Genomic DNA, 22,123 nt, shown 5'->3' on the forward strand with positions numbered 1-22,123 from the left:
TTAATCAGAGTCCGCCATTACAATCTGATTCCGACCATTTCTCTTGGCTTTATAGAGCGCATCATCAGCTCGCTTAATCGTATCACCAATAGTTTCCCCGTGCCTATATTCGCTTAATCCAAAACTGGCGGTAATTTGCTGATTTACCGGGAAATTATAACTCTGTACCTGACGACGGAGCTGATCGGCCAACTGAAAAGCTCCATTTTTGGTAGTTTGGGAGCAGAGAATCAGAAATTCCTCCCCACCCCAACGACCTACCATATCGTTCTCACGCACCATGGACATTAACAGAGAAGCAAATTGTTTGATAACCTCATCGCCCACATCATGACCGTAGTCATCATTAATGGTTTTAAAAAAATCAACGTCCAGCAGAATGATTGAAAAAATCTGCTTGGTCTGACTCGAAGTTTCAATTTCCTCGTTGAACCGTTCATGTAAGGCATACCGGTTAGCTAATCCGGTCAGATGATCGTAGCGCGAGATTTGTTCTAACTGATTATTCAGATTACGCAGGTTTCGATTATGGTGATGCACCTGCCGATAACGATAAACCAATACTAACAACACTAACGACACGCCCACCAATAATTGCCAGAATAAAACAGTATTATGTTGTTGAAAGTCTATTGATAACCAATTGTTCAATACACGTTGTCGTTCTACTTCTGAAGTATCATCAATGGCCTTGTTGAAAATTTCGAGCAATTGCGGTTCGCGAGTGCTCACCCCCACCGACATTGCATACTGCAGCTCCAGCACATTACTGATCTTCAGGTGCGATATTCCCCAGCGAAGCATCTGGTAATTAATGGTCGGTACCGTATCGATAAATCCATAGGCAGTGCCGGTTTCGACCATTTTCAGGCCTTCTCGTGAGGTATTTACAGTGGTGATATTGATATCCGGATAGCGATTACGCAACAATTCGACCCCGGCATAGCCTTCCACCATCACAAAATCGCGATGTTGAATTTGTTCAAACTTCACCACAAACTGGCGATCAGGCTGAGTGGCAACAGCCAATGGATAAAAAATAAATGGCTTGCTGACATTCAGCCATTCACGTCGACTGGGCACATCCTGTGCGCTGGCAAGAATATCGCACTTGCCATCCTGTATAAATTGCAACGATTGTTCCCAGTTAGTCGTGTTGACCAACTGGATAGGCTTATTGATTTTGTCAGACCATAAAGCATAAAAATCTGACATGATCCCGGTGAACTTACCTTTCTCATCAATGCCTTCATAAGGCAGCCAGTCAGGATCAACACACAGCTCAATGACTTGTTTTTGGGTGAGATAAGCCTGTTCTTCTTTGGTCAATACAACTTCTGCATTGGCTGAAATGTGTCCCGCCATAAAGCCAATCAAGACCAATATTGTGTTTATGGTTCTAGTAACCGTCCCTGGCTTCATTGCCGACCTTAGCTCACTTTAATTAATTATTGTCCCGGATAAATACCCAATCATTTTTTTGACTCATTTCTTCACTGTATCGATAGCCATCCGAGTCAAATTGCTTGAGTTTTTCCGGAGTGTTAATTTGCTGGTCAATAATATAACGACTCATCAAACCACGTGCTTTTTTGGCATAAAAACTGATCATTTTGTACTGACCGTTTTTCCAGTCTTTAAAAACTGGCGTAATAATAGTCGCCTTGAGCTTTTTGGCATCAACGGCTTTAAAGTATTCATTTGATGCTAAATTGATCAACACGCCATCTTTCAATGCAGGTTCCCCTTCCAGGGATTGCCGTATTTTATCTCCCCAAAAACTGTAAAGATCTCTGCCGGCATCATTTTGAAACGGGGTGCCCATTTCCAGACGATAGGGTTGCATTAAATCCAGGGGTCTTAACACACCATATAAACCGGAGAGTATTCGTAAATGCTGCTGTGCAAAGTCCAGCCCTTTATCATCCAGGGTCTCAGCTGCAAGACCGGTATACACATCTCCTTTAAATGCCAGAATTGCCTGTTTGGCATTTTCTTCGGTAAAGGGTGTTTGCCATTGCTGAAACCGCGCCATATTCAAACCGGCAAGTTTGTCGCTGATCTTCATTAAATTGGCGATTTCCTGAGAAGACAGCTTTTTCAGTTGCTCAATCAATTGTTGTGATTGATCCAGAAAACGAGGTTCAGAGTATTTATTGGTAGACACAGGCGTATCGAAATCAAGCGTCTTGGCCGGAGAGATTACAGTGAGCATAAGAAATTCAGTATTCCATCAGTCAATTTTATTTTTTAGGGGCATCTGGATCATCACGGTCAGTGATGTCTTCATAGTCAGCAATATAATCGTCGTTATCATACACCGCTTCAACTTCCACCTCATCATATAGTGGGTTGAATGGGAACGGTTTTTTATCATCATTGTATGTCAGAAATAAAACAATTTGCTGTATAAAACGAGACAAGTCTTTTGAAAATCCTCGAATAGCATCATTGGCGCTGCCACTAAATAAAGCAAAGATAAACTGCACAATGACCACAATCGCCAACACTGACATCGTTAGATACAGCACAAACCCGTAAAGCAACATATACAAAAGGCGTATCAATTGGTTTTTTTCATCACTGTCTTTAAATTCCGTATTATCCATGTCATTTCTCCTGGTAGGTAATAAGTCAATATCACTTTAACACTTCCATAACTTGTTGCGGAAAGTCGAGCAATAAATTTCTTAAAATGGTGAATTGCTGGAGCAATGGGCCGCTTTATGGGAAACTTCAACGTTTATTTTGTTGATGACAGACTATGGACCGATTCTTTGCCTCGTTGGAAACTTCGATAAACCATTTCACTGAATACACTGGCAAACTTTGCAGCTGGTTGGTTTTGCTACTGGTATTGTTAACCTGCTACGACGTAATGATGCGTTATCTGTTTCAACAAGGATCAGTTGGTTTACAGGAATTGGAATGGCATCTGTTTGCATTGATATTCCTGCTCGGCAGCGCCTATACGCTAAAACACGATGCACATGTACGGGTAGATATACTTTATCGCAGTCAACGGCTAAGTGATAAACACCGTGCCTGGATTGATGTCCTTGGCATCATATTGTTTCTGATGCCGTTTTGCCTGCTGATTCTGATCAGTAGCTGGCCATTTGCCTACAATGCCTATCTTTATCAAGAGGGCTCACCCGACCCTGGCGGTCTACCCTTTCGCTTTATTCTCAAAGCAGCCTTGTTGCTGGGGTTTCTACTGATAATGATTCAGGCTGTGGCTGAGTTAATTCGTAATATCCGCATTATTCAACATCATCAGGAGCAAAAGTAATGGAATATATTGCTTTACTGATGTTTGCCTTGTTGATCCTGCTCTTATTGACCGGCTATCCGGTCGCCTTTGTGCTCGGTGCCATTTCGCTATTATTCGGTAGTATCTATCTGGGCTTTGACTTCTTCCAACTGTTGCCATTTCGTATTTGGGGCATCATGACCAACTTCACCTTGTTGGCGGTGCCATTGTTTGTATTTATGGGTGTGGTTCTGGAAAAATCCGGTGTTGCAGAAGAACTACTCGATACCATGGGACGGGTGTTTGGGAGAATTCGCGGAGGGCTGGCAATATCAGTTGTCATGGTGGGTGCTTTGTTAGCTGCCACCACCGGAGTAGTAGGCGCATCGGTAGTCACCATGACCGTCATTGCTTTACCTTCGATGCTGAAGCGAGGTTACGCCCCGTCTTTAGCCAGTGGCACTATTGCTGCTTCTGGCACGTTAGGACAAATCATTCCCCCAAGTATCATATTGATCCTGTTAGGTGATGTTATCGGCGTGCCGGTGGGTGAATTATTTATCGGTGCGGTCGTGCCGGGCATAATGCTGATTGTGGCTTACATTCTATATATAGTCTATGTCGCATGGCGTCATCCACACCTGGCACCAGCGGTTCGGGATGATAACCCGGAACTGGCCGCGCTCTGGATCAGTGTTTTAAAGAGTCTGCTTCCCCCCTTATTGCTCATAATCGCGGTATTGGGTTCCATTTTTTATGGTATTGCCTCTCCTACCGAATCCGCTGCGGTTGGTGCGCTGGGGTCATTGATACTGGCTGCTCTGCATCGTCGTTTGACGCTGCCAAATCTACGCGATGCTATGGAGAAAACAGCTCGTCTGACCAGCATGGTGTTTTTAATTTTTATAGGTGCCACCGCCTTTGGACTGGTGTTCGTCGGCATGGGTGGTGATGGACTGATTCTGGATATTTTTTCAGGTCTGCCGGGAGGCAAATGGACGTTTTTAGTCCTTAGTATGTTGCTGATATTCATACTGGGCTTTTTTCTCGATTTTATTGAGATCTGTTTTATTGTGGTGCCGATCATTGCACCGGTAGCCATCCATTTGAATATTGATCCATTGTGGTTTGCTCTGCTGATTGCGATTAACCTGCAAACGTCATTTTTAACACCGCCATTTGGTTTTTCATTGTTTTATCTGAAAGCCAGTGCCCCAGCAAACTTAAAATTGATGGATATCTATAGAGGCATCATGCCGTTTGTAGGTATTCAGATTATTGTGCTTGCACTGCTTATCAGTTTTCCGGCCATCTCACTATGGTTGCCAAACCTGATGGGGTAAAACAGCCCCTAAACTATTACGCTATTTTTTAAGGGTGTACCAAAGTCCAATTGTTTATTTTTTGTATATCAATACCATACAACTAACTTCCATGTATCCATTAAAGGATTAAGCCAAGTGCATGTATCTAAATTAACTCTTGCCAGCCTCTTTTTTATCAGTTGCAGTCAGATGGCAAATGCCAGCCCTGTCGATGCCACTTCATTACTCAACCAATATAACCTCATCACCTCTGGCGATGTCACAAGTACCTCAGAGGTCGAAGGAAATGCACTTATTGGGGGCAATGTTAATGGCGGCCTTTACAACATGCATCAAACATCGAATGCCGCTGTGCCGGCACTGACGGTGGGTGGAGACGTTAGTGGCAACGTTCAAACCAAAGGCAAAGGTCTGAATGTAGGTGGAAATGTTGCCGGGAATGTCACAATGAATGATGGTGGGGATGCCTTTGTTGGTTCGGTCTCTGGATCCTTACAAAATAATGCAAACAGCAACGGCTCCACTTCAGTTGTTGGTGATATCTCAGGTAGCGTAAACACCAATGGTGGTAATACGACTTATGGCGGAAATCTGACGGGTTCGGCAAATGCTAATGGCGGCGGAAGCGTATCAAACCAACCGGTTACCGCTCCCTTCGATCCTGCTACTCAAGCTTCAAATGCAATGAATGTGTTAAGCAATTTTTCTAACCAATTATCCGGGCTTGATGCAAACAGTAGTTATAGCATTAATGGGGGAAAAGTTACTTTTAACGCCGTCGGTAATGATAGTGGGCTGGCAATCTTCAGCATCACTGATGCAAGTAATTTTTTCGACAAAGCCTTTGAGTTTGATTTCAGCATGACCAATACGCAGAGTATTCTGTTTAATGTGTTCAGTGGCGACAATACTGGATTGGATATCATGGCTAATTTTCTAGCCAGTTCAGCGACGCTCTCGGGATCAATGTTTTTATGGAATTTTGTCGATGCTACTGAGCTCAATCTGAACAGCCAGTTTGGTGGGACTATTCTGGCACTGAATGCAGATGTCACAAATAGTAATAATATTGAGGGCACACTAGCAGCCAAAAGCCTGAGACAATATGGTGAGATTCACTCTCAACCTACCGATTTCATCCCACCGGCAGCTGTTCCGATCCCAGCCGCATTGCCTTTGTTTCTGAGTGGTTTGATTGGATTCTTCTCACTTCGTCGTAATCGCAAAAAATCACTTTAATTTAAGTTTTAAAACCAAAAAGCCACCAACGACATCGTTGGTGGCTTTTTTATTTGCATAGGGCTTGTTAGTTCTCAATAAAAGCAATGCCTTGAACCTGGCTGATATTGTTTTCAGCAAAATGCAGCATCATTAAACGGTCCAGTCCCAATGCCACGCCACTGCATTGCGGCAAACCACACTGCATTGCTGTCAGCAGATTTTCATCTATCGGCATTTGGGGTTTGCCTTGTTGCAGACGCAATTGATTATCCTGCTCAAAACGCTGACGTAATTCGGTGGCATCACATAATTCGTCATAGCCATTAGCCAGCTCCATTCCACCAGCGTATAGCTCAAACCGACTGGCGACCTGATGTCCTTCAGCATTCATTTCGATTTTCGCCAACTGCGCCTGAGATGCAGGAAACTCCGTAACCATCACCGGCATTTCCAGCGCTTTAAGCTGTGGTTCAATTACTTCGCTCATCAACATTTCCAGCCAGCCATCCCGATCAGTTTGCCAATCAGCGGTAAGCCCGGCTATACTATCCAATGCAATCTGTTTCAGTAAATTGTCATCCGCCTGATAAATATCCAGCTGCAGATATTTAGCGAATAAATCACGATAAGTAAATATGACTGCTGCAGGTAAGCCGATCACCTGTTGCATAAAAGCATCGACTTCCGCCATTAGCTCAGTCAGCGAAAACCCCGGTCGATACCACTCCAGCATGGAAAACTCGGGCGCATGCTGGTGACCCAACTCACCATTTCGAAATACCGTGGCAATCTGATAGATCGCGCCGCTGCCGGCCGCCAGCAAGCGTTTCATCGCAAACTCAGGTGAAGTATGCAAATACAGGACTTTGGAATCGCTGCCCGCCTCAAACCGTGTGGAAAAACTGTCAAGATAAAGCGCAGTAGGTGCTGCCGAAGACAAAATGGGAGTATTCACTTCCAGTACATTGCGAACTGAAAAAAAACGGCGGACATTTGCCAGTAGCTTTGCCCGCCGTTTTAATGTGATTTGTAATTGCTCATTTTGAAGCATTATTCAGACTTAGGGGTAAGGCATGTAAGCTTGCTACATACACCACTAAAAATACAAAAACTGATAATGATTTTAATCTTTTTTAGCACGTTCGACGTAAGAAGCTGAACGAGTATCAACCCGCAACACTTCACCGATTTCGATAAATAACGGGACTCGCACTACTGCGCCCGTTTCCAGCGTTGCCGGTTTACCACCGCCACCTGAAGTATCACCACGCACACCCGGATCAGTCTCAACCACTGCCAGATTAACGAAATTAGGCGGCGTCACCAGCAGTGGTGTGCCATTCCATAGAGTGACCGTGTATACATATTGTTCTTTCAGCCAGTCTTTACTGTCAGCAATCGCATTGGCATCGGCAGCATATTGTTCGAAACTACTGGGATCCATAAAGTGCCAGAATTCACCGTCGCTGTAGGAAAATTCCAGATCGATTTCGACAACGTCAGCACTTTCAACAGATTCGTTCGTTTTGAAAGTACGTTCGTTAACGCGCCCGGTTTTCAGGTTACGGAATTTAACGCGGTTAAATGCCTGACCTTTACCTGGTTTCACAAATTCATTTTCGATGATGCTGCAAGGATCGCCATCCATCATGAATTTCAGTCCGGCTTTAAACTCATTTGTACTATAACTTGCCATGCTTACCTCTTTTGGGGGACGATCGTCGCCTGTTCACAAAATCAAAGCCCACTATGATACCGCAATCGCAAGCTGACGTAATCTTTGCTGATTGGCAGGATGAATTAAGTCATGCCGTTAAAAACCCTGCCCTATTACTGCAAATGCTTGGGCTGGAGGATCGATTGCAGGCAATTAATGCCGAGAGCTTAAAAAACTTTCCGCTGCGGGTGACGCAAAGTTATATCAATAAAATGCATTATGGTGATGCCAGCGATCCACTGTTACGTCAGGTTTTCCCGCTGATTGATGAAAATATTGAGGTCGAAGGTTTTTCAGCGGATCCGGTCGGAGATCATCTGGCGATCAGCTCACCTGGCATTTTGCATAAATATCAGGGCCGGGCATTACTATTGACAACCGGTGCCTGTGCCATTCATTGCCGTTACTGTTTTCGCCGGCATTTTCCTTATAGCGAGAGCAACCCATTAGCCAGTCAGTGGCAACAATCGATTGCTGCATTGCAAAGTGATAACAGTATTCGGGAAGTGATTTTCAGTGGCGGCGATCCATTGGCATTAAACGACACTAAATTAGCGGCCATGGTAGAAGACCTGCAGAAAATCCCACATATCAAACGGCTGCGAATTCATACACGGCTGCCATTAGTGCTGCCAAAACGGGTTAGCAAAAGCTTATTGAGTTGGATCAGCGGCTCTTCCCTACGGGTAGTGATGGTCATCCATGCCAATCATGCAAATGAAATTGATGCTGAAACAGCTGAAGCGCTATTGCAGTTACGCAATGCCGGTTGTGAACTACTCAATCAAGCCGTTTTATTACGTAGTGTTAATGATGATGCCGAAAGTTTAATCGCGCTAAGCGAGAGATTAAGCGAAGTTCAGGTTTTACCCTACTATTTGCACTTACTCGATAAAGTAAAAGGGGCCAGTCATTTTGATGTAGCTGAACAGCAAGGAATAGAGCTCATTGCTGCCATGCGTCGCGAATTACCTGGCTACCTTGTGCCGCGGCTGGTGCGCGAGCAACAAGGTGAAACCAGTAAAACCATTATTGCTTAGACGCTTTTTTCCGTTCAGACATCGGGATATATTCACGCTGTTCATGACCAACATAAATTTGTGTTGGACGATAAATACGGTTATTGGAAATCTGCTCACGCCAATGAGCCAGCCAACCGGCTGAGCGAGCGACTGCAAACAATGCGGTGAATTGATCTTCTGGAATGCCCATTTCTGAGTAAAGAATACCGGAGTAGAAATCCACATTCGGATACACGCCTTTATGCCCCAGACGATCCACACAGACTTCTTCCAGTTTCATCGCCGTAGCAAACATCTTATCAAGTGAACCACCACGTTCTTCCACCAGCTTGGTCACCAGCTTGTGCAGGATGGTGGCACGTGGATCTTTGACCTTATATTCACGATGCCCCATGCCCCAGATAACTTCTTTGTTGGCGAGTTTTTTATCGACCCAGGCTTCAACATTTTCTGGTGAACCAATTTCCTGCAACATGCCAACTACACGCTGATTGGCACCACCATGTAATGGACCGGAAAGCGTACCAATCGCGGCTGAAATAACGCTGTAAGGAGATGCTAATGTTGAACCGGCAACCAAGGCTGCAAAGGTTGACGCATTCAACGTATGTTCAGCATGCAGAATCAGACAAACGTCCATAATGCGCGCCATCAGGCTGTCCGGTTCTTTACCGGTAAACATATACAGCAGGTTTTCCGCCACGGATAAATCATCTCGCGGATTAATGGGATCATAGCCCTGGCGCATGTGTTCCCACATCGCGACCAAAGGTGCCATCTGCGCAATAATGTTCACCGTCATATTGCGGACATAGTCAATATCTTTACAACTTTCTGCATCGGTCAGACATTCGGTGCCCGGATAGAACATGCCCAAACTGCAAACCGCTGTTTGCAACATATCCATCGGATGACCGGTATGCGGGAAATGACGCATCATTTCACGAATATGATATTTGATGCGATAGCTGCTGCGCAGCTGTTTGGAAAAGCGATTTAAAGCTGCTTTAGTGGGTAGTTCGCCATCCAGTAGCAATAACGTGGTTTCTTCAAAAGTACTGTTGGTTGCCAGTGTTTCCAGTGGATAACCACGGTAACTAAGGATGCCTTTTTCGCCATCAATGAATGAAATGGCTGACTTCGTGGCAGGCACACCTTCCAGGCCGGGTAAAAAATCGCTCATCTACTACCTCGTGTTTAAATCCAGCTGGTGGAGTTATTGAAATTGGGGGTCATTATACTGCAATGGGACAAGACCGAAACCCCGCGCCATTGGTAGCAGATTTCGCCTTCTCAAATATGTTTATCCATTACGACTAATATATCGTTGCTTTGGAAAATCTAGCCTAACGTATCCGCCCAGATGTTTTCAGCCCAACCTTGAGCATAACGACCTTCCTGTTCACTGGCCGTCTCGGAAACTCCGCCGCTGGGGTGAGGGACCATATCCTGACTGTTTTTATCATAACGATAAACCGCGGCAACATGCCCTGCTTGCTGCCCATCGACAAAACTGTAGCAGGTATTGCTGAAGATAGGTTGTTGCTCTGGTAATTCATCACGCAACAAAGCTATAACTGCAGCGGCACACACTTTAGCCTGCTGGTTAGCAATATGTGCAGATTTTGGTAGTTTGGCGGCCACCGCATCACCTATCACATGCACTCGTTCAACCGCTGTGGACTCATAAGTCAGAAAGTCTACAGCACACCAGCGATTATCAACATTAATCACCCCAGCCATTGCAGCCACCGCGCCAGCTTTCTGTGGTGGGATGACGTTTAATACATCTGCCTGATAACGGTCAAAAAAGCTCTCAACCTCCAGATTGGCCACATTGACCGACTCGATCGGATTCATTGGCTGATACTCAATCAAACCATCATATTGCTGTTGCCACGCTTCGGTAAATAAGGCTTTTTTAGAGACAATATCCGGGTTGGCATCCAGTATCAGTAGTTTGCCGGTAGGATTATGCTGTTTAAGATATAAAGCGATCTGACATGCACGCTCATATGGGCCGGGAGGACAGCGAAAAGGTGCTGACGGAACCGTCATTATCACCACTCCGCCCTGCCGCATCGACTTAAGCTGATTGGCTAATAACAAAGTCTGCTCACCCGCTTTCCATGCATGGGGGACATGTTCCTGAGCTTCAGCCGTAGCAAGGATAGGCAGCTGGTCATAAATAAAACTGACGCCGGGGGCAATAATCAACCGGTCATAGTCCACTCTGCTTTCATCTGCCAGCCAGAGTTGGCGGTTTTCGGTATCAACTGCGATAACTTCGGATTGTACAAAACGAATAGCCTTCTCTGTCTGTAACGCACTGTAGTCATGAGTAAGCTGTGACAGGTTGCGATTGCCGCTGAGCACCAGATTACTCTGTGGACAGGAGATAAACTGACGGTTTTTTTCTATCAACGTGATATCAAGTTCCGGCGCCCACATGCCCAGATAACGTGCTGCGGTAGCACCAGCAAATCCGCCGCCAACAACCACGACTTTCTGTTTTTGATTCCGATAACACGCCGTAGACAACCCCAATGGTATAGCTGCCATAGCTGATAGATAGGCTGCATTTTTTAACACTTGTCGACGCTTGATAGTCATATCAGAGCTCTCAGCTGTTAATTTACTGACTCAGGAGACTTTTTCACCCTCAGCCTGCAGATCCGCATGATAAGAGGATCGCACCATTGGTCCGCTGGCAACGTGTTCAAAGCCCATTTCCTTACCTGCTACTGCCAGTTCGTCGAATTCGGCAGGAGTGACAAAACGCTCAACAGCCAGATGATGCCTGCTAGGTTGCAGATACTGGCCCAGCGTCAGCATACGACAACCATGATCGCGTAAATCCTGCATCACTTGTTTAACCTCATCAATCGTTTCCCCGAGTCCCAACATCAGGCCTGATTTAGTGGGTACTTCAGGATGCATTTGCTGAAAGCGCTGAATCAGATCCAATGACCATTGATAATCCGAGCCAGGTCGAACGGCTTTATAAAGTCTAGGGATACTCTCCAGATTGTGATTAAAAATATCCGGTGGATTATCCGCCAGTATTTCTAATGCCACATCCATACGGCCGCGAAAATCAGGCACCAGCACTTCAATACGGGTTTGCGGAGATTGCTGACGGATTTCACTGATGCAGCGACTGAAATGCGCTGCGCCACCATCACGTAAATCATCACGATCTACCGAAGTCACTACCACATGTTTGAGCTGCATGGCGGCAATGGTTTTTGCCAGATGATTCGGTTCATTTTCATCCAGTGCATCAGGCCGACCATGGGCCACATCACAGAAAGGGCAACGTCTTGTACAGATATTGCCCATGATCAGAAATGTCGCCGTACCATGGGCAAAACATTCCCCCAGATTAGGGCAGGAAGCTTCTTCACACACGGTGTGCAAATCATGATCACGCAACATTTTTTTGATACGTTGTACTTCAGGTGCACCTTGTGATTTGGCACGAATCCATTCCGGTTTGCGTTTCGGATCACTAGGAACGATTTTTATGGGAATACGCGCGACCTTTGAGGCACCTTTCAGCGCTTTTACATCACGTTTTACCGGTTCAACCATATCACTCATGTTTTGTTACCTTGTTGCATCTGTGAGGTAAAAACAGACACAAATTGTTTTTTTACTGAGGCCATATCTGTGTTTACACCCAGGGCTTTCATATCCGTCATTTGCATTCCTGCATAACCGCAGGGATTGATATCGGCAAAAGGCTGCATGTCCATATCGATGTTCAAACTCAGACCATGATAACAGGCGCCACGTTTGACCCGTAATCCCAATGAAGCAATTTTCGCTTCACCACAGTAAACACCGGGGGCATCTTTACGGGCATATGCGTCAATCTTATGCTCAGCCAGCATGGCAATAACTGTGTTTTCCAGACAACTGATCATATTGCGAACGCCCATGCCGTGCCGACGTAAATCAATCAATGGATAAACGATTAATTGTCCCGGCCCATGGTAGGTTATTTGCCCCCCACGATCAGTTTGTACCAGCGGAATTGTATTTTGTCTTAGCAGATGATTTTGCTGGCCATTAAACCCCTGAGTGTAGACAGGATAATGTTCTAATAGCCAAAGTTCATCTTCGGTGTGATTATCACGTTGCAGCGTGAACTGCTGCATGGCAACTAAAGTAGGTTGATAATCCCGTAGGCCGAGATCCTGTATCTTCATCAGAGCACGTATTTAACGGCTTCGTGACTACTGAGTTCCTGATAGATAGCGTCCAGTTGTTTTTTACTGGTCGCCTCAATAACCACGGTAATGGAAGTATATTTGCCTCCCGAGCTCTGTTTGCTGGTGACTGCCCCTTCAGTAATATCACCAGCATGCTTTCGGATGATTTCCACCACAATATTATCCAACTGTGGGTGGGTTTCTCCCATTGCCTTCACCGGATAGTCGCAGGGAAATTCCAGTAAAGTCTCTTCGCCGTTTGATTCACTCATCAGATTACCTCTTGTTTAAAGCGCTGAAACAAGATGTCCATTTGTTGCCAAACGGGGCCGGGTTTACCGTTACCAACGATTTCACCATCCAATAAGGTAACCGGCACCACTTCTTTTGTTGAACTGCTGATCCAGATTTCATCCGCATTTCGCAGAGTTGATTCGCTGACGGCTCTCTCATGTAACGGCATATCATTTTGCGCCGCCAGTTCGATAATCAGATCACGGGTAATGCCAGGCAATACTTTTTCATCTTTTGGCGCAGTAAAAATGACACCATCGATAACTACATATGCATTGCTGGCTGAACCTTCGGTCAGATAATTATCGCGGAGCAATAATGCTTCCTGTGCACCAGCATCCTGCGCCAGCTGTTTCATCAGACTGTTTGCCAGCAAGGTAATAGCTTTAATATCGCAACGCATCCAGCGAATATCGGCTGTAGTAATGGCCTTGATACCATCCGTTTTCCAGCTATCGGCAACCGGATGCAGCGGATTACTCATCATAAACACACTGGGTGCCACACCAATTGGAAAGATATGATCTCTTGGTGCAACGCCCCGGGTGACCTGCAAATACAATGACTGATCGCCCGCATTATTTCGGGCAATCAAATCATTAATAATCTCGGTCCATTGCGCATCTGAAAACGGGTTTTCGATCCGTACGCCGTCCAGACTATTTTGCAAGCGCTGCAGGTGCCTATCGAGTAAAAAAGCGCTTCCGGCATAGACCGGAATCACTTCATAAATGCCATCACCTAATAAATATCCGCGGTCATACACAGAGACCTGAGCTTTGTCAGCTGGGATAAATTCGCCGTTAAGATAAACTATTGCCACGAAACATTAACCCCAGATAAGCATCAACAAACTGTCGAGGATTCGTCTCCACCAGCTGCCTTTTTCAACCTCATCCACAGCAACCAGCATACGAGTGGCAACCACCTCATCGCCCAAACGAATTTCCACCTCTCCCAGCTCAGAGCCTTTGGCAACGGGAGCGACAACAGGCTGTTGGATATTGGTTGATGCCTGCAAGTCTTTATAACGCCCGCGAGGAACCGTAATAGACAATGGCTGTGCCAGGCCCAGGTTCAACTGATCAGTTTGCCCTTTCCATACCTTGGTTTGAGTAATCGCCTCATCAGCAGCGTAAAGCTGATGCGTTTCAAAGAAACGGAATCCAAAGTTAAACATCTTCTGGATTTCCTGGGCACGGGCATTTTCACTTGCCGTGCCAAGAACCACAGCAATCAGGCGCATACCATCACGCTTTGCTGAAGCAGATAAGCAGTAGCCAGCCTCTTCGGTGTGACCTGTTTTCAGGCCATCTACCGTATTATCACGCCATAGCAATTTATTACGATTGTGCTGAGTGATACCGTTGTAGGTATATTCCTTTTCTGCATACCATTGGTAATGTTCCGGAAAATCTCGGATTAAGGCTGCAGAAAGGATCGCAATATCATGTGCCGTGGTGTAATGCTCTGCTCCAGGCAAACCAGTAGCATTCTGATAATTAGTGTTGACCATACCCAGTTTCTGAGCATATTGATTCATCATCTGGGCAAACACTTCTTCACTACCAGCCACATGCTCAGCCAACGCTACAGCAGCATCATTACCTGATTGCACAATCATGCCACGCAACAGGGCTTCCACCGTTACCTTGGTGTTCACCTCGATAAAACTGCGTGAGCCAATCATACGCCAGGCTTTTTCACTGATTAATACTTCATCATCAAGTTTAATATTGCCATCGTGGATTTCCTGGGAAACCACATAAGAGGTCATTAATTTGGTAATGCTGGCCGGTGGCAGCCGCTCATCTGCATTTTCGGACATTAAAATATGTCCGCTATCGTAATCCTGCAAAATATGTGCAGTACCCGCAATTGAGGGTGCTGTAGGATTCGGCGTGATCATTCCCGCCGAACTGATAGTGGCGACACTGAACAATAGCCCTGCCAGGCTCATTTTGAAAATTTTAATCATTTAGTTACTCTCAATAAAAAACAGTTATTCCTTGATAAGCCGGGTATCAGAAAAACCTAATCCCATTAGTTGATTAGCGATCCTATCGCTATATTCAACACTTTCAAGTGGGCCAATCCGAACCCGGTATAAGGGAGTTTGAGCACGTTCAACAGATGAAATATGAACTCGCTCTTGAATCTGTTGCTGAACTTGTTGCTTTATCTGTTCTGCCCTGCTTAATGTGCTGAATGCTCCTATCTGCAGAAACAGTGCGACTTTTCCCATTGTAGTGGTTGGGGTTGAAACAGCATTTGCTGTGGGTGTTACATTGGCAACTACATCTTTTTTAGCGGCAGTAGAGGCAACGACATTCTTACTGTTTATCGCTCGTACCTCTACATGACCAGTACCTTTATCAATAATACCCAGCTTGGTTGCTGCGCTATAGGATAAATCTATCAATCGATCATCATGAAACGGCCCACGATCATTAATTTTTACCACNNGTTTTATGAGCAGCCGTCATCGCATACATATCGTAAGGCTCACCACTGGAGGTGCGTCTGCCATGAAACTTTGTACCGTACCAGGATGCCTTGCCACGCTCTACATAATTTTCACTACTGGCAAGCGTGTAATATCTTCTGCCGAACACTTCATATGAAGCTGGATTACCATATTTACTTCTTGGTTCATCACGTGGGACTGCATCCGGGATTTTCGAAACATCCGGCTTTACTTTTGGTGCAGAATCCTGTTGTTCAGTTACTGTTCCGCACGACCAAAGCCCCGTCAACATTACCGATAAGGTCAAATACTTAACTACACGCCGTTTCATTTTGCAGACTCATAACCATCACGAATCGCTTCTGACAGTTGAATAACAGCCATGGCATACATACGGCTGTGATTGTAACGGGTTATCGCATAAAAATTCTGTCGGCCTAACCATAGCTCTTCACCATCGGGCTGGGTCAGGCTGAAAACGGTAATCGCATCTTCACCCTCCGGTAATTTATCGGTGCTCAAACCGGATTTCCTTAACTCTTCACGCGTTACGGTAGGCTTCAATCCGCGATCAATCAAATCCTGTGGCAGATCATTACCTTCGTATTCTGTTGCATGCACAATGCTTTCGCCTGGCTGCCAGCCGTGACGACGCAGATAATTAGCAATACTGCCGATAGCATCCGTTGGATTATTCCAGATATCACGGTGACCATCATTATCAAAATCGACAGCATATTCACGAAAACTGCTTGGCATAAACTGTCCCAACCCCATAGCCCCGGCATAGGAGCCAACCGGTTCCAGTTGAGACATCTCTTCTTCGCGAGTCAAAATTAAAAAGTTTTTCAATTCCGAGCGGAAAAAAGGGCTACGCGGAGGGTAACGAAAGGCCAGAGTCGATAAGGCATCCACAACCCGGAAACTCCCCATGTTACCGCCGAAACGGGTTTCCACACCTAAAATAGCCAGGATTATTTCAGCAGGTACACCCAATTCTTTTTCTGCTCTTTTTAGAGTATCGGCATGTTTTTTCCAATAAGCCACCCCCGCATTAATGCGCGCCTGATCAAGGAATATCTCACGATATTCATACCATGGCTTACTTTTCTCAGCAGGTCTGGAAATCGCTTTAAGAATACTGTCTTTGACTTCAACCTGAGCAAACAGGGTTTCCAGTTCTGCTCTGTCAAACGCATGTTCTTCAACCATTTCGTCAATAAATTTATCCAATTCCGGTAGTTCAGAGTTGGCAAAGGCTGGCGTCATTATCAGGCTTAACAGCGTAGCGGTAATGTATTTCTTCACGGTGACATCATCCTCCGATGAGTGTGTATGGACATCAGGATACCGAAGCCTGCCAGCAAGGTCACCATGGATGTACCTCCATAGCTGATCAGTGGCAGCGGCACCCCGACAACAGGTAAAAGACCAGTAACCATTCCTACATTTACGAATACATAGACCAGAAATGTAATGGCAATACTGCCCGCCAATAATTTCATGTAACTCAACTGCGCTTGAGCAGCTATATACAGGCCTCTCGCAGTAATTAAAAGATAAACTGTAATCAGCAGTGTCAAGCCAATCAGACCAAATTCTTCTGCAATCACAGCAAAAATAAAATCGGTGGAGCGTTCCGGTAAGAACTCCAGATGCGACTGCGTCCCCTGTAACCAGCCACGGCCTTGTAACCCACCCGACCCAATCGCAATCTTCGATTGGATAATATGATAACCGGCACCTAGTGGATCCGACTCAGGGTTAAATAAGGTCATCACCCGGCGACGCTGATAGTCATGCATTAAATACCATAATACCGGCGCAGCGGCAGCGGCCAGTGCCAGAAAACTCATGATCAGCCGCCAGGAAACACCCGACAGAAAAACCACTATCAACCCCGAACTGGCAATTAATAATGCCGTTCCCAGATCTGGCTGTTTGGCAATTAACAAGGCTGGAACAGCAATCATCACCAGTGCAAAAAACATTCTGACAAAACTGGGTGGTAATGGTCTATCTGCCAGATAAACGGCTACCACCAAAGGTACCGCCAATTTCATAATTTCAGATGGTTGAAAGCGGAAAAAACCCAAATCAAGCCAGCGCTGAGCTCCTTTTCCTATTGTGCCAAACAATAAAACAGCAATCAGCATTAACAGTCCGACAGCATAGATCCAAAAGGCAACATCTTTGAATCGATCGGGATGTATCTGTGCCAGAATAATCATCACCGTTATAGCGATTGCCATTCTGACTCCCTGACGAAGCAATAAACCAACGTCTTCACCACCACTGCTGTATAGCACTACGGAACTGAACAACAGCAGCGTCAGGATACCCAGTATCAAGAAGCCATCCATGTGCGCACGTTGCAATCCCGATCGCCACTGAAATCCGGGCACCCGACGTCTATCCTGCAGCAAGCCGCTCATCGCTCTTGGCGATTGTCTTACTTCATTGCGTAACTGGCTCATCAGTCTCTATTCCAAAATATACATCGATAAGCTTACGTGCGATTGGAGCGGCTGTGGCACTGCCACTTCCCCCGTTTTCAACTACTACCGCAATCGCTATTTCAGGATCGACCGCTGGGGCAAAGGCAACAAAAAGTGCGTGATCATGTAGTTTTTTGGCCAGTAACTCCGCATCATATTTTGCATCCTGAGCTATTCCGAATACTTGTGCTGTGCCTGTTTTCCCTGCAAACTGGAATGGTAAATCTGTTCCGATATGCCTTGCCGTGCCACGCTTACCATGGACGACCTCAACCATCGATTCAATTACCGACTGCCAGTGACTGGATTTTTGTATCGGTAAACTGTCAGCTTGTTGAACACCCAATAACTGCATACCCTCGTCATTATCCGTTTTAGTAGCACGTACCAGTTGTGGGGTATAAACCGTTCCCATCATTCCAAGCGTTGCTGTGGCATGCGCCAGTTGAATCGGCGTCATCTGATTAAATCCCTGACCTATCCCCGAAATCAGCGTTTCACCGGGATACCAGGCCTGATTGCGCTGATTACGCTTCCATTCTCTGGAAGGTGACAGGCCCTTACTCTCGCCAGGAATATCGACACCTGTCTGATGACCAAAGCCAAACAAATCCAGAAAGCCATGTAACCGATCAATCCCTATCGCATGTGCCAAATCATAAAAATAAACGTCACAGGATTCGGCCATGGCACTTTTCAGATCAACGTGACCATGCCCTACGCGTTTCCAGCAGCGATACCGATGGGTATTACCAGGTAATGAATAAAAGCCAGGACAATATGTGCGGCTTTGCTGGGTTACGACATTTAACTCCAACCCCGCCAGAGCAACAAAGGGTTTGAATGTTGATCCGGGTGGATAATGACCGCGTAATGCACGATTAAACAGGGGTTGATCGATGGAGTCACGCAATTCTGCATATTCTTTGACGCTAATCCCGTTCACAAAAGAGTTTGGGTTGTAATCCGGTTTGCTGACCAAGGCTAACACACCACCGTTTTTTGTATCGAGTACGACGACGGAGCCATTATAATCACCCAATGCTTCTGCGGCCGCCTGCTGCAGATTGATATCAAGATGCAAATACAGATCCTGTCCTGCAGTGGCCGGTTCACTGAACAGTTCTCTAACGGTACGACCCTGCACATTGGTTTCAACCTGACGATAGCCTACTGTGCCATGCAGCAAATCTTCGTATTGTTTCTCAACGCCGGTTTTACCTATTTGCAGTGTGCCTTTGTAATTTTGCCGATCAATAACCTGCGTTTCCTGCTGATTAATACGACCAACATAACCCACCGCATGGGCAAAAAGCGGTCCCTGCGGATAATGCCGAATCAAGCGACCAACCACATCAACCCCAGGGAAACGATGGCGATTAACTGAAAATAATGCGACTTCTCTCTGAGTCAGCTGGTTACGAACGACTATTTCTTCGAAAGCTCGATGACGTATACGGCGCTCATTGAACGCATCAATATCTTCAGCGGTCAGTGATAGCAGCTCAGCCAATTCAGCAATAGTTTCATCCAGGTTTTGTACTTTCTCAGGGATCAACTCCAGACTGAACGTCGGAATATTTTCGGCCAGTAACACGCCATTACGATCGTAAATCAACCCGCGTTGGGGTGGTAACGGCTCAATATCTACACGATTACGATTGGAAAGTGAATCAAAGTGTTCAAATTCGACAATCTGCAGCATCACCAGGCGAAAAATAATGATGCCAAACAAAACTAGCGATAACAGCCCGGCGAATATCAGTCGGTTACTGACCAGTCGACTTTCACGAAAATGGTCTTTGAGCCTGTGCCGAGGATCGATCACAATCAACTCACCTGAAAACTACGACGTATTTTCCTTAATACGGCATACACAAGGGGCCAGACCAGTGTACTGGTCAGTACGGTCAACCAGTGGTTCCAACTGAAGCTGATCGGCGCACTCAGCATCACAATAAAATGCACCAGAGATACCAGGGACAATATTGTAAAAGCCTGTTGCCAAAGAGGATATTGACGTATTTGTAAATGTAAACGCCCCACCAGATAAATCACCAATGCATAGGCAAATGCATGAATGCCCAGAATACCTCCGGTGACCACATCCATCACCAAACCGGTAAACCAGGCGACACCAATGCTGACCCGTTGTGGTAAAGCCATGGCCCAGTAAATCAGCGTGATAGCGACCCATTCCGGGCGTGCATATCGAAGCGTATCCGGCAGTGGCACCAGCATTAATAAAATGGCGAATAACAAGGTAATATAGATGACACTGCTGTGCTGTGGCTTCACCAGAACCATCAGTTATTTTCCTCCGATGAAGTTATTGGCGCATCAGCTGCAGGCTGTTCTTCCAATGCAGGTAAATCACTTTCTTCAATTTGCAAAGGGAATGTTATACCGAAATCAATTTTCTCACCCGGCAACACCAACATGACTTCTCGACTGGTTGCCAATCGAGCGGCTGGGGTAACGGTAATTTCCGCAAAAGATTTTCCCTGCGGGAAATTTACTGAGATCACCTTTCCAACGGGGTAACCAACAGGGAAACGTCCGCCCAAACCAGAGGTTACCAATAAATCTCCTACGCGCACATCGGCATTGTGCGGTAAAAACTCCATCTGTAAATTTTCTCCCAGACCACGTCCAGTGACCACAGCGCGTAAGCCATTTCTGACAATCTGTACCGGAATACTATGACTGGGGTCAGTCAACAACACGACACGGCTGGAAAACTGGCTGACTTCAGCTACCTGGCCCATGACACCAAGAGAGTCGAGTACTGGCTGCCCTTCATAGACACCAAAGGTTTCACCCTTATCGATGATGACATGCTGATAAAAAGGATCTAAGTCGACACTGAGTAGTTCGGCGACTTGCACTCGTTCCTGGAGACGAAATGATGAACCGAGCAATTCTCGCAAACGCATGTTTTCACTTTCCAGCGCCTGCATTTTCTGCATCCGCACACTGTTAGTGAGGTTTTGTGCTTCGAGTTTCATGATTTTTTCACGCAGTTGCCGATGGCCCTGGAAAAAATCGGCAAACCACGTGGTGAAATCGTCTGGCATTGAGGCGAGTTTCTGCACCGGATAAACAACCGTAGACAGGGTCATCCTGACGGGTTTGAAATAATCCAGTCGTGTATCCAGAAAATACAATAACAACGATGCGACTACTGCAAGCAGCATCCGAGTATTTAACGAAGGTGTTTGGGCAAATAACGGTTTAATGGCTCAGTTCCGAAAATGAAAAGACCTTCACAAATAACCTTGCTATTTGTAAAGGTCAAATACCTACTTCAATCTGACTGAAGACTATTCAAACGTAAATACGTCGCTCCCGCGTTCGTCGATAAGTTCTAATGCACGACCACCACCTCTGGCAACACAGGTCAGCGGGTCTTCTGCGACGATGGCTGGCAAGCCGGTTTCTTCCATTAACAGTCGATCCAGGTCTCTTAGTAACGCACCACCACCCGTCAGCACGATACCTCGTTCAGCAACGTCAGCGCCCAGTTCCGGAGGTGTCTGTTCCAGCGCAGTTTTCACTGCAGCTACAATACCGGCCAATGGATCCTGCAGCGCTTCCAGTATTTCATTACTGTTCAGGGTGAAACTGCGCGGAATACCCTCTGCCAGATTACGGCCACGTACTTCCATTTCTCTGACTTCGTTTCCAGGATAGGCAGAACCAATTTCTTTTTTGATCTTTTCAGCAGTGGCTTCGCCAATCAAGGTTCCGTAATTACGACGGACATAATTGACAATCGCCTCATCGAACAAATCACCACCGATTCGTACAGAAGCTGAATAAACAATACCGTTCAGTGAAATAATCGCGACTTCAGTGGTTCCACCACCGATGTCCAGCACCATCGAGCCACTGGCTTCTTCCACCGGCATACCGGCACCAATGGCCGCTGCCATCGGTTCTTCAATCAAAAATACATCACGCGCACCGGCGCCGGCAGCAGATTCACGAATTGCCCGACGTTCAACTTGTGTTGAGCCGCAGGGTACGCAGACCAAAACGCGCGGACTTGGTTTTAAAAAGCGACCTTCATGCACTTTGCGAATAAAATGCTGCAACATTTTTTCAGT

General features: G+C 46.0%; 23 protein-coding genes. 4 read left to right on the top strand and 19 right to left on the bottom strand.

Annotated features, from left to right (window positions below; genetic code table 11):
* From B3M51_RS00565 to B3M51_RS00575, 3 genes are all read right to left on the bottom strand, one after another.
* On the bottom strand, nt 1–1,365 hold the full coding sequence (locus B3M51_RS00565) for a diguanylate cyclase (protein ID WP_292756121.1): 1,365 nt from the start codon (nt 1,363–1,365) through the stop codon (nt 1–3).
* 79 nt (nt 1,366–1,444) lie between these two features.
* A complete protein-coding gene (gene yaaA, locus B3M51_RS00570) occupies nt 1,445–2,215 on the bottom strand; it encodes a peroxide stress protein YaaA (RefSeq protein WP_292756123.1) in 771 nt (256 codons plus the stop codon).
* 28 nt (nt 2,216–2,243) lie between these two features.
* Nucleotides 2,244–2,609, bottom strand: a complete 366-nt coding sequence (locus B3M51_RS00575) for a DUF4389 domain-containing protein (protein WP_292756125.1) — start codon at nt 2,607–2,609, stop codon at nt 2,244–2,246.
* 155 nt (nt 2,610–2,764) lie between these two features.
* Here B3M51_RS00575 and B3M51_RS00580 point away from each other — a divergent pair, with 155 nt between their 5' ends.
* The 3 genes from B3M51_RS00580 (at nt 2,765) to B3M51_RS00590 (ending at nt 5,817) form a co-directional block, all read left to right on the top strand.
* Nucleotides 2,765–3,292: a TRAP transporter small permease subunit gene (locus B3M51_RS00580; RefSeq protein WP_292479782.1), complete on the top strand. Its 528-nt coding sequence runs from the start codon at nt 2,765–2,767 to the stop codon at nt 3,290–3,292.
* On the top strand, nt 3,292–4,596 hold the full coding sequence (locus B3M51_RS00585) for a TRAP transporter large permease (protein WP_292756127.1): 1,305 nt from the start codon (nt 3,292–3,294) through the stop codon (nt 4,594–4,596). The genes B3M51_RS00580 and B3M51_RS00585 overlap by 1 nt, the downstream gene beginning before the upstream one ends.
* A gap of 171 nt (nt 4,597–4,767) precedes the next feature.
* The gene (locus B3M51_RS00590; RefSeq protein ID WP_292756129.1) at nt 4,768–5,817 is read left to right on the top strand and encodes a choice-of-anchor A family protein; all 1,050 of its coding nucleotides are present in this window, start codon (nt 4,768–4,770) and stop codon (nt 5,815–5,817) included.
* Between the two features lie 67 nt (nt 5,818–5,884).
* On the opposite strand, the gene epmA is transcribed toward B3M51_RS00590, so the two are convergent.
* Together epmA and efp are read right to left on the bottom strand one after the other, a co-directional pair.
* Nucleotides 5,885–6,850: an EF-P lysine aminoacylase EpmA gene (epmA, locus tag B3M51_RS00595; RefSeq protein ID WP_292756131.1), complete on the bottom strand. Its 966-nt coding sequence runs from the start codon at nt 6,848–6,850 to the stop codon at nt 5,885–5,887.
* Between the two features lie 72 nt (nt 6,851–6,922).
* Nucleotides 6,923–7,495, bottom strand: a complete 573-nt coding sequence (efp, locus tag B3M51_RS00600) for an elongation factor P (RefSeq protein WP_041354687.1) — start codon at nt 7,493–7,495, stop codon at nt 6,923–6,925.
* Nucleotides 7,496–7,548: 53 nt separating this feature from the next.
* Between efp and epmB the strand changes: the two genes are divergently transcribed.
* Nucleotides 7,549–8,556, top strand: a complete 1,008-nt coding sequence (gene epmB / locus B3M51_RS00605; RefSeq protein ID WP_292756133.1) for an EF-P beta-lysylation protein EpmB — start codon at nt 7,549–7,551, stop codon at nt 8,554–8,556.
* Here epmB and B3M51_RS00610 read toward each other — a convergent pair.
* The 14 genes from B3M51_RS00610 to B3M51_RS00675 form a co-directional block, all read right to left on the bottom strand.
* Nucleotides 8,546–9,721 carry a citrate synthase gene (locus B3M51_RS00610; RefSeq protein WP_292353781.1) on the bottom strand — a complete coding sequence of 392 codons (1,176 nt, stop codon included), beginning with the start codon at nt 9,719–9,721 and terminating at the stop codon, nt 8,546–8,548. The two genes, epmB and B3M51_RS00610, sit on opposite strands and share 11 nt — an antisense overlap.
* A 158-nt stretch (nt 9,722–9,879) precedes the next feature.
* Nucleotides 9,880–11,151, bottom strand: a complete 1,272-nt coding sequence (locus B3M51_RS00615) for an NAD(P)/FAD-dependent oxidoreductase (protein WP_292479792.1) — start codon at nt 11,149–11,151, stop codon at nt 9,880–9,882.
* A gap of 30 nt (nt 11,152–11,181) precedes the next feature.
* Nucleotides 11,182–12,141, bottom strand: a complete 960-nt coding sequence (gene lipA / locus B3M51_RS00620; protein ID WP_292479794.1) for a lipoyl synthase — start codon at nt 12,139–12,141, stop codon at nt 11,182–11,184.
* Nucleotides 12,138–12,752 (bottom strand): lipoyl(octanoyl) transferase LipB, encoded by a 615-nt coding sequence (gene lipB, locus B3M51_RS00625; RefSeq protein ID WP_292756136.1) that lies wholly within the window; start codon nt 12,750–12,752, stop codon nt 12,138–12,140. The genes lipA and lipB overlap by 4 nt, the downstream gene beginning before the upstream one ends.
* Entirely contained in the window at nt 12,752–13,027 is a 276-nt protein-coding gene (locus B3M51_RS00630) for an HP0495 family protein (protein ID WP_292479798.1), read from the bottom strand. Before B3M51_RS00630 ends, lipB begins: the two co-directional genes overlap by 1 nt.
* Complete coding sequence (gene dat / locus B3M51_RS00635) at nt 13,027–13,872, bottom strand: D-amino-acid transaminase (RefSeq protein WP_292479800.1); 846 nt, start codon at nt 13,870–13,872, stop codon at nt 13,027–13,029. The genes B3M51_RS00630 and dat overlap by 1 nt, the downstream gene beginning before the upstream one ends.
* A gap of 6 nt (nt 13,873–13,878) precedes the next feature.
* Nucleotides 13,879–15,027 carry a D-alanyl-D-alanine carboxypeptidase family protein gene (locus B3M51_RS00640; RefSeq protein ID WP_292756139.1) on the bottom strand — a complete coding sequence of 383 codons (1,149 nt, stop codon included), beginning with the start codon at nt 15,025–15,027 and terminating at the stop codon, nt 13,879–13,881.
* Nucleotides 15,028–15,051: 24 nt separating this feature from the next.
* On the bottom strand, nt 15,052–15,471 hold the full coding sequence (locus tag B3M51_RS00645; protein WP_292756141.1) for an SPOR domain-containing protein: 420 nt from the start codon (nt 15,469–15,471) through the stop codon (nt 15,052–15,054).
* Between the two features lie 372 nt (nt 15,472–15,843).
* Nucleotides 15,844–16,824, bottom strand: coding sequence for a lytic murein transglycosylase B (gene mltB / locus B3M51_RS00650; RefSeq protein WP_292756143.1), 981 nt, complete (start codon nt 16,822–16,824; stop codon nt 15,844–15,846).
* The gene (gene rodA / locus B3M51_RS00655) at nt 16,821–17,951 is read right to left on the bottom strand and encodes a rod shape-determining protein RodA (protein WP_292756200.1); all 1,131 of its coding nucleotides are present in this window, start codon (nt 17,949–17,951) and stop codon (nt 16,821–16,823) included. The genes mltB and rodA overlap by 4 nt, the downstream gene beginning before the upstream one ends.
* A gap of 22 nt (nt 17,952–17,973) precedes the next feature.
* Complete coding sequence (mrdA, locus tag B3M51_RS00660; protein WP_292756145.1) at nt 17,974–19,842, bottom strand: penicillin-binding protein 2; 1,869 nt, start codon at nt 19,840–19,842, stop codon at nt 17,974–17,976.
* A gap of 2 nt (nt 19,843–19,844) precedes the next feature.
* Nucleotides 19,845–20,321, bottom strand: coding sequence for a rod shape-determining protein MreD (gene mreD / locus B3M51_RS00665; RefSeq protein WP_292479810.1), 477 nt, complete (start codon nt 20,319–20,321; stop codon nt 19,845–19,847).
* Nucleotides 20,321–21,253 carry a rod shape-determining protein MreC gene (gene mreC / locus B3M51_RS00670; protein ID WP_292756202.1) on the bottom strand — a complete coding sequence of 311 codons (933 nt, stop codon included), beginning with the start codon at nt 21,251–21,253 and terminating at the stop codon, nt 20,321–20,323. The genes mreD and mreC overlap by 1 nt, the downstream gene beginning before the upstream one ends.
* Nucleotides 21,254–21,337: 84 nt before the next feature.
* The coding region (locus B3M51_RS00675; protein WP_292756146.1) for a rod shape-determining protein at nt 21,338–22,123 on the bottom strand (786 nt) is incomplete at its 5' end.

The sequence above is a fragment of the Methylophaga sp. UBA2689 genome, from assembly GCA_002354555.1.
Taxonomy (GTDB): Bacteria; Pseudomonadota; Gammaproteobacteria; order Nitrosococcales; family Methylophagaceae; genus Methylophaga.

Bases quoted from the DNA above. Each gene is read 5' to 3' on its own strand.
- B3M51_RS00565 (WP_292756121.1), bottom strand. From the start codon at position 1,365: ATGGCGGGACACATTTCAGCCAATGCAGAAGTTGTATTGACCAAAGAA.
- yaaA (WP_292756123.1), bottom strand. From the start codon at position 2,215: ATGCTCACTGTAATCTCTCCGGCCAAGACGCTTGATTTCGATACGCCT.
- B3M51_RS00575 (WP_292756125.1), bottom strand. From the start codon at position 2,609: ATGGATAATACGGAATTTAAAGACAGTGATGAAAAAAACCAATTGATA.
- B3M51_RS00580 (WP_292479782.1), top strand. From the start codon at position 2,765: ATGGACCGATTCTTTGCCTCGTTGGAAACTTCGATAAACCATTTCACT.
- B3M51_RS00585 (WP_292756127.1), top strand. From the start codon at position 3,292: ATGGAATATATTGCTTTACTGATGTTTGCCTTGTTGATCCTGCTCTTA.
- B3M51_RS00590 (WP_292756129.1), top strand. From the start codon at position 4,768: ATGGCAAATGCCAGCCCTGTCGATGCCACTTCATTACTCAACCAATAT.
- epmA (WP_292756131.1), bottom strand. From the start codon at position 6,850: ATGCTTCAAAATGAGCAATTACAAATCACATTAAAACGGCGGGCAAAG.
- efp (WP_041354687.1), bottom strand. From the start codon at position 7,495: ATGGCAAGTTATAGTACAAATGAGTTTAAAGCCGGACTGAAATTCATG.
- epmB (WP_292756133.1), top strand. From the start codon at position 7,549: ATGATACCGCAATCGCAAGCTGACGTAATCTTTGCTGATTGGCAGGAT.
- B3M51_RS00610 (WP_292353781.1), bottom strand. From the start codon at position 9,721: ATGAGCGATTTTTTACCCGGCCTGGAAGGTGTGCCTGCCACGAAGTCA.
- B3M51_RS00615 (WP_292479792.1), bottom strand. From the start codon at position 11,151: ATGACTATCAAGCGTCGACAAGTGTTAAAAAATGCAGCCTATCTATCA.
- lipA (WP_292479794.1), bottom strand. From the start codon at position 12,141: ATGAGTGATATGGTTGAACCGGTAAAACGTGATGTAAAAGCGCTGAAA.
- lipB (WP_292756136.1), bottom strand. From the start codon at position 12,752: ATGAAGATACAGGATCTCGGCCTACGGGATTATCAACCTACTTTAGTT.
- B3M51_RS00630 (WP_292479798.1), bottom strand. From the start codon at position 13,027: ATGAGTGAATCAAACGGCGAAGAGACTTTACTGGAATTTCCCTGCGAC.
- B3M51_RS00640 (WP_292756139.1), bottom strand. From the start codon at position 15,027: ATGATTAAAATTTTCAAAATGAGCCTGGCAGGGCTATTGTTCAGTGTC.
- rodA (WP_292756200.1), bottom strand. From the start codon at position 17,951: ATGAGCGGCTTGCTGCAGGATAGACGTCGGGTGCCCGGATTTCAGTGG.
- mreD (WP_292479810.1), bottom strand. From the start codon at position 20,321: ATGGTTCTGGTGAAGCCACAGCACAGCAGTGTCATCTATATTACCTTG.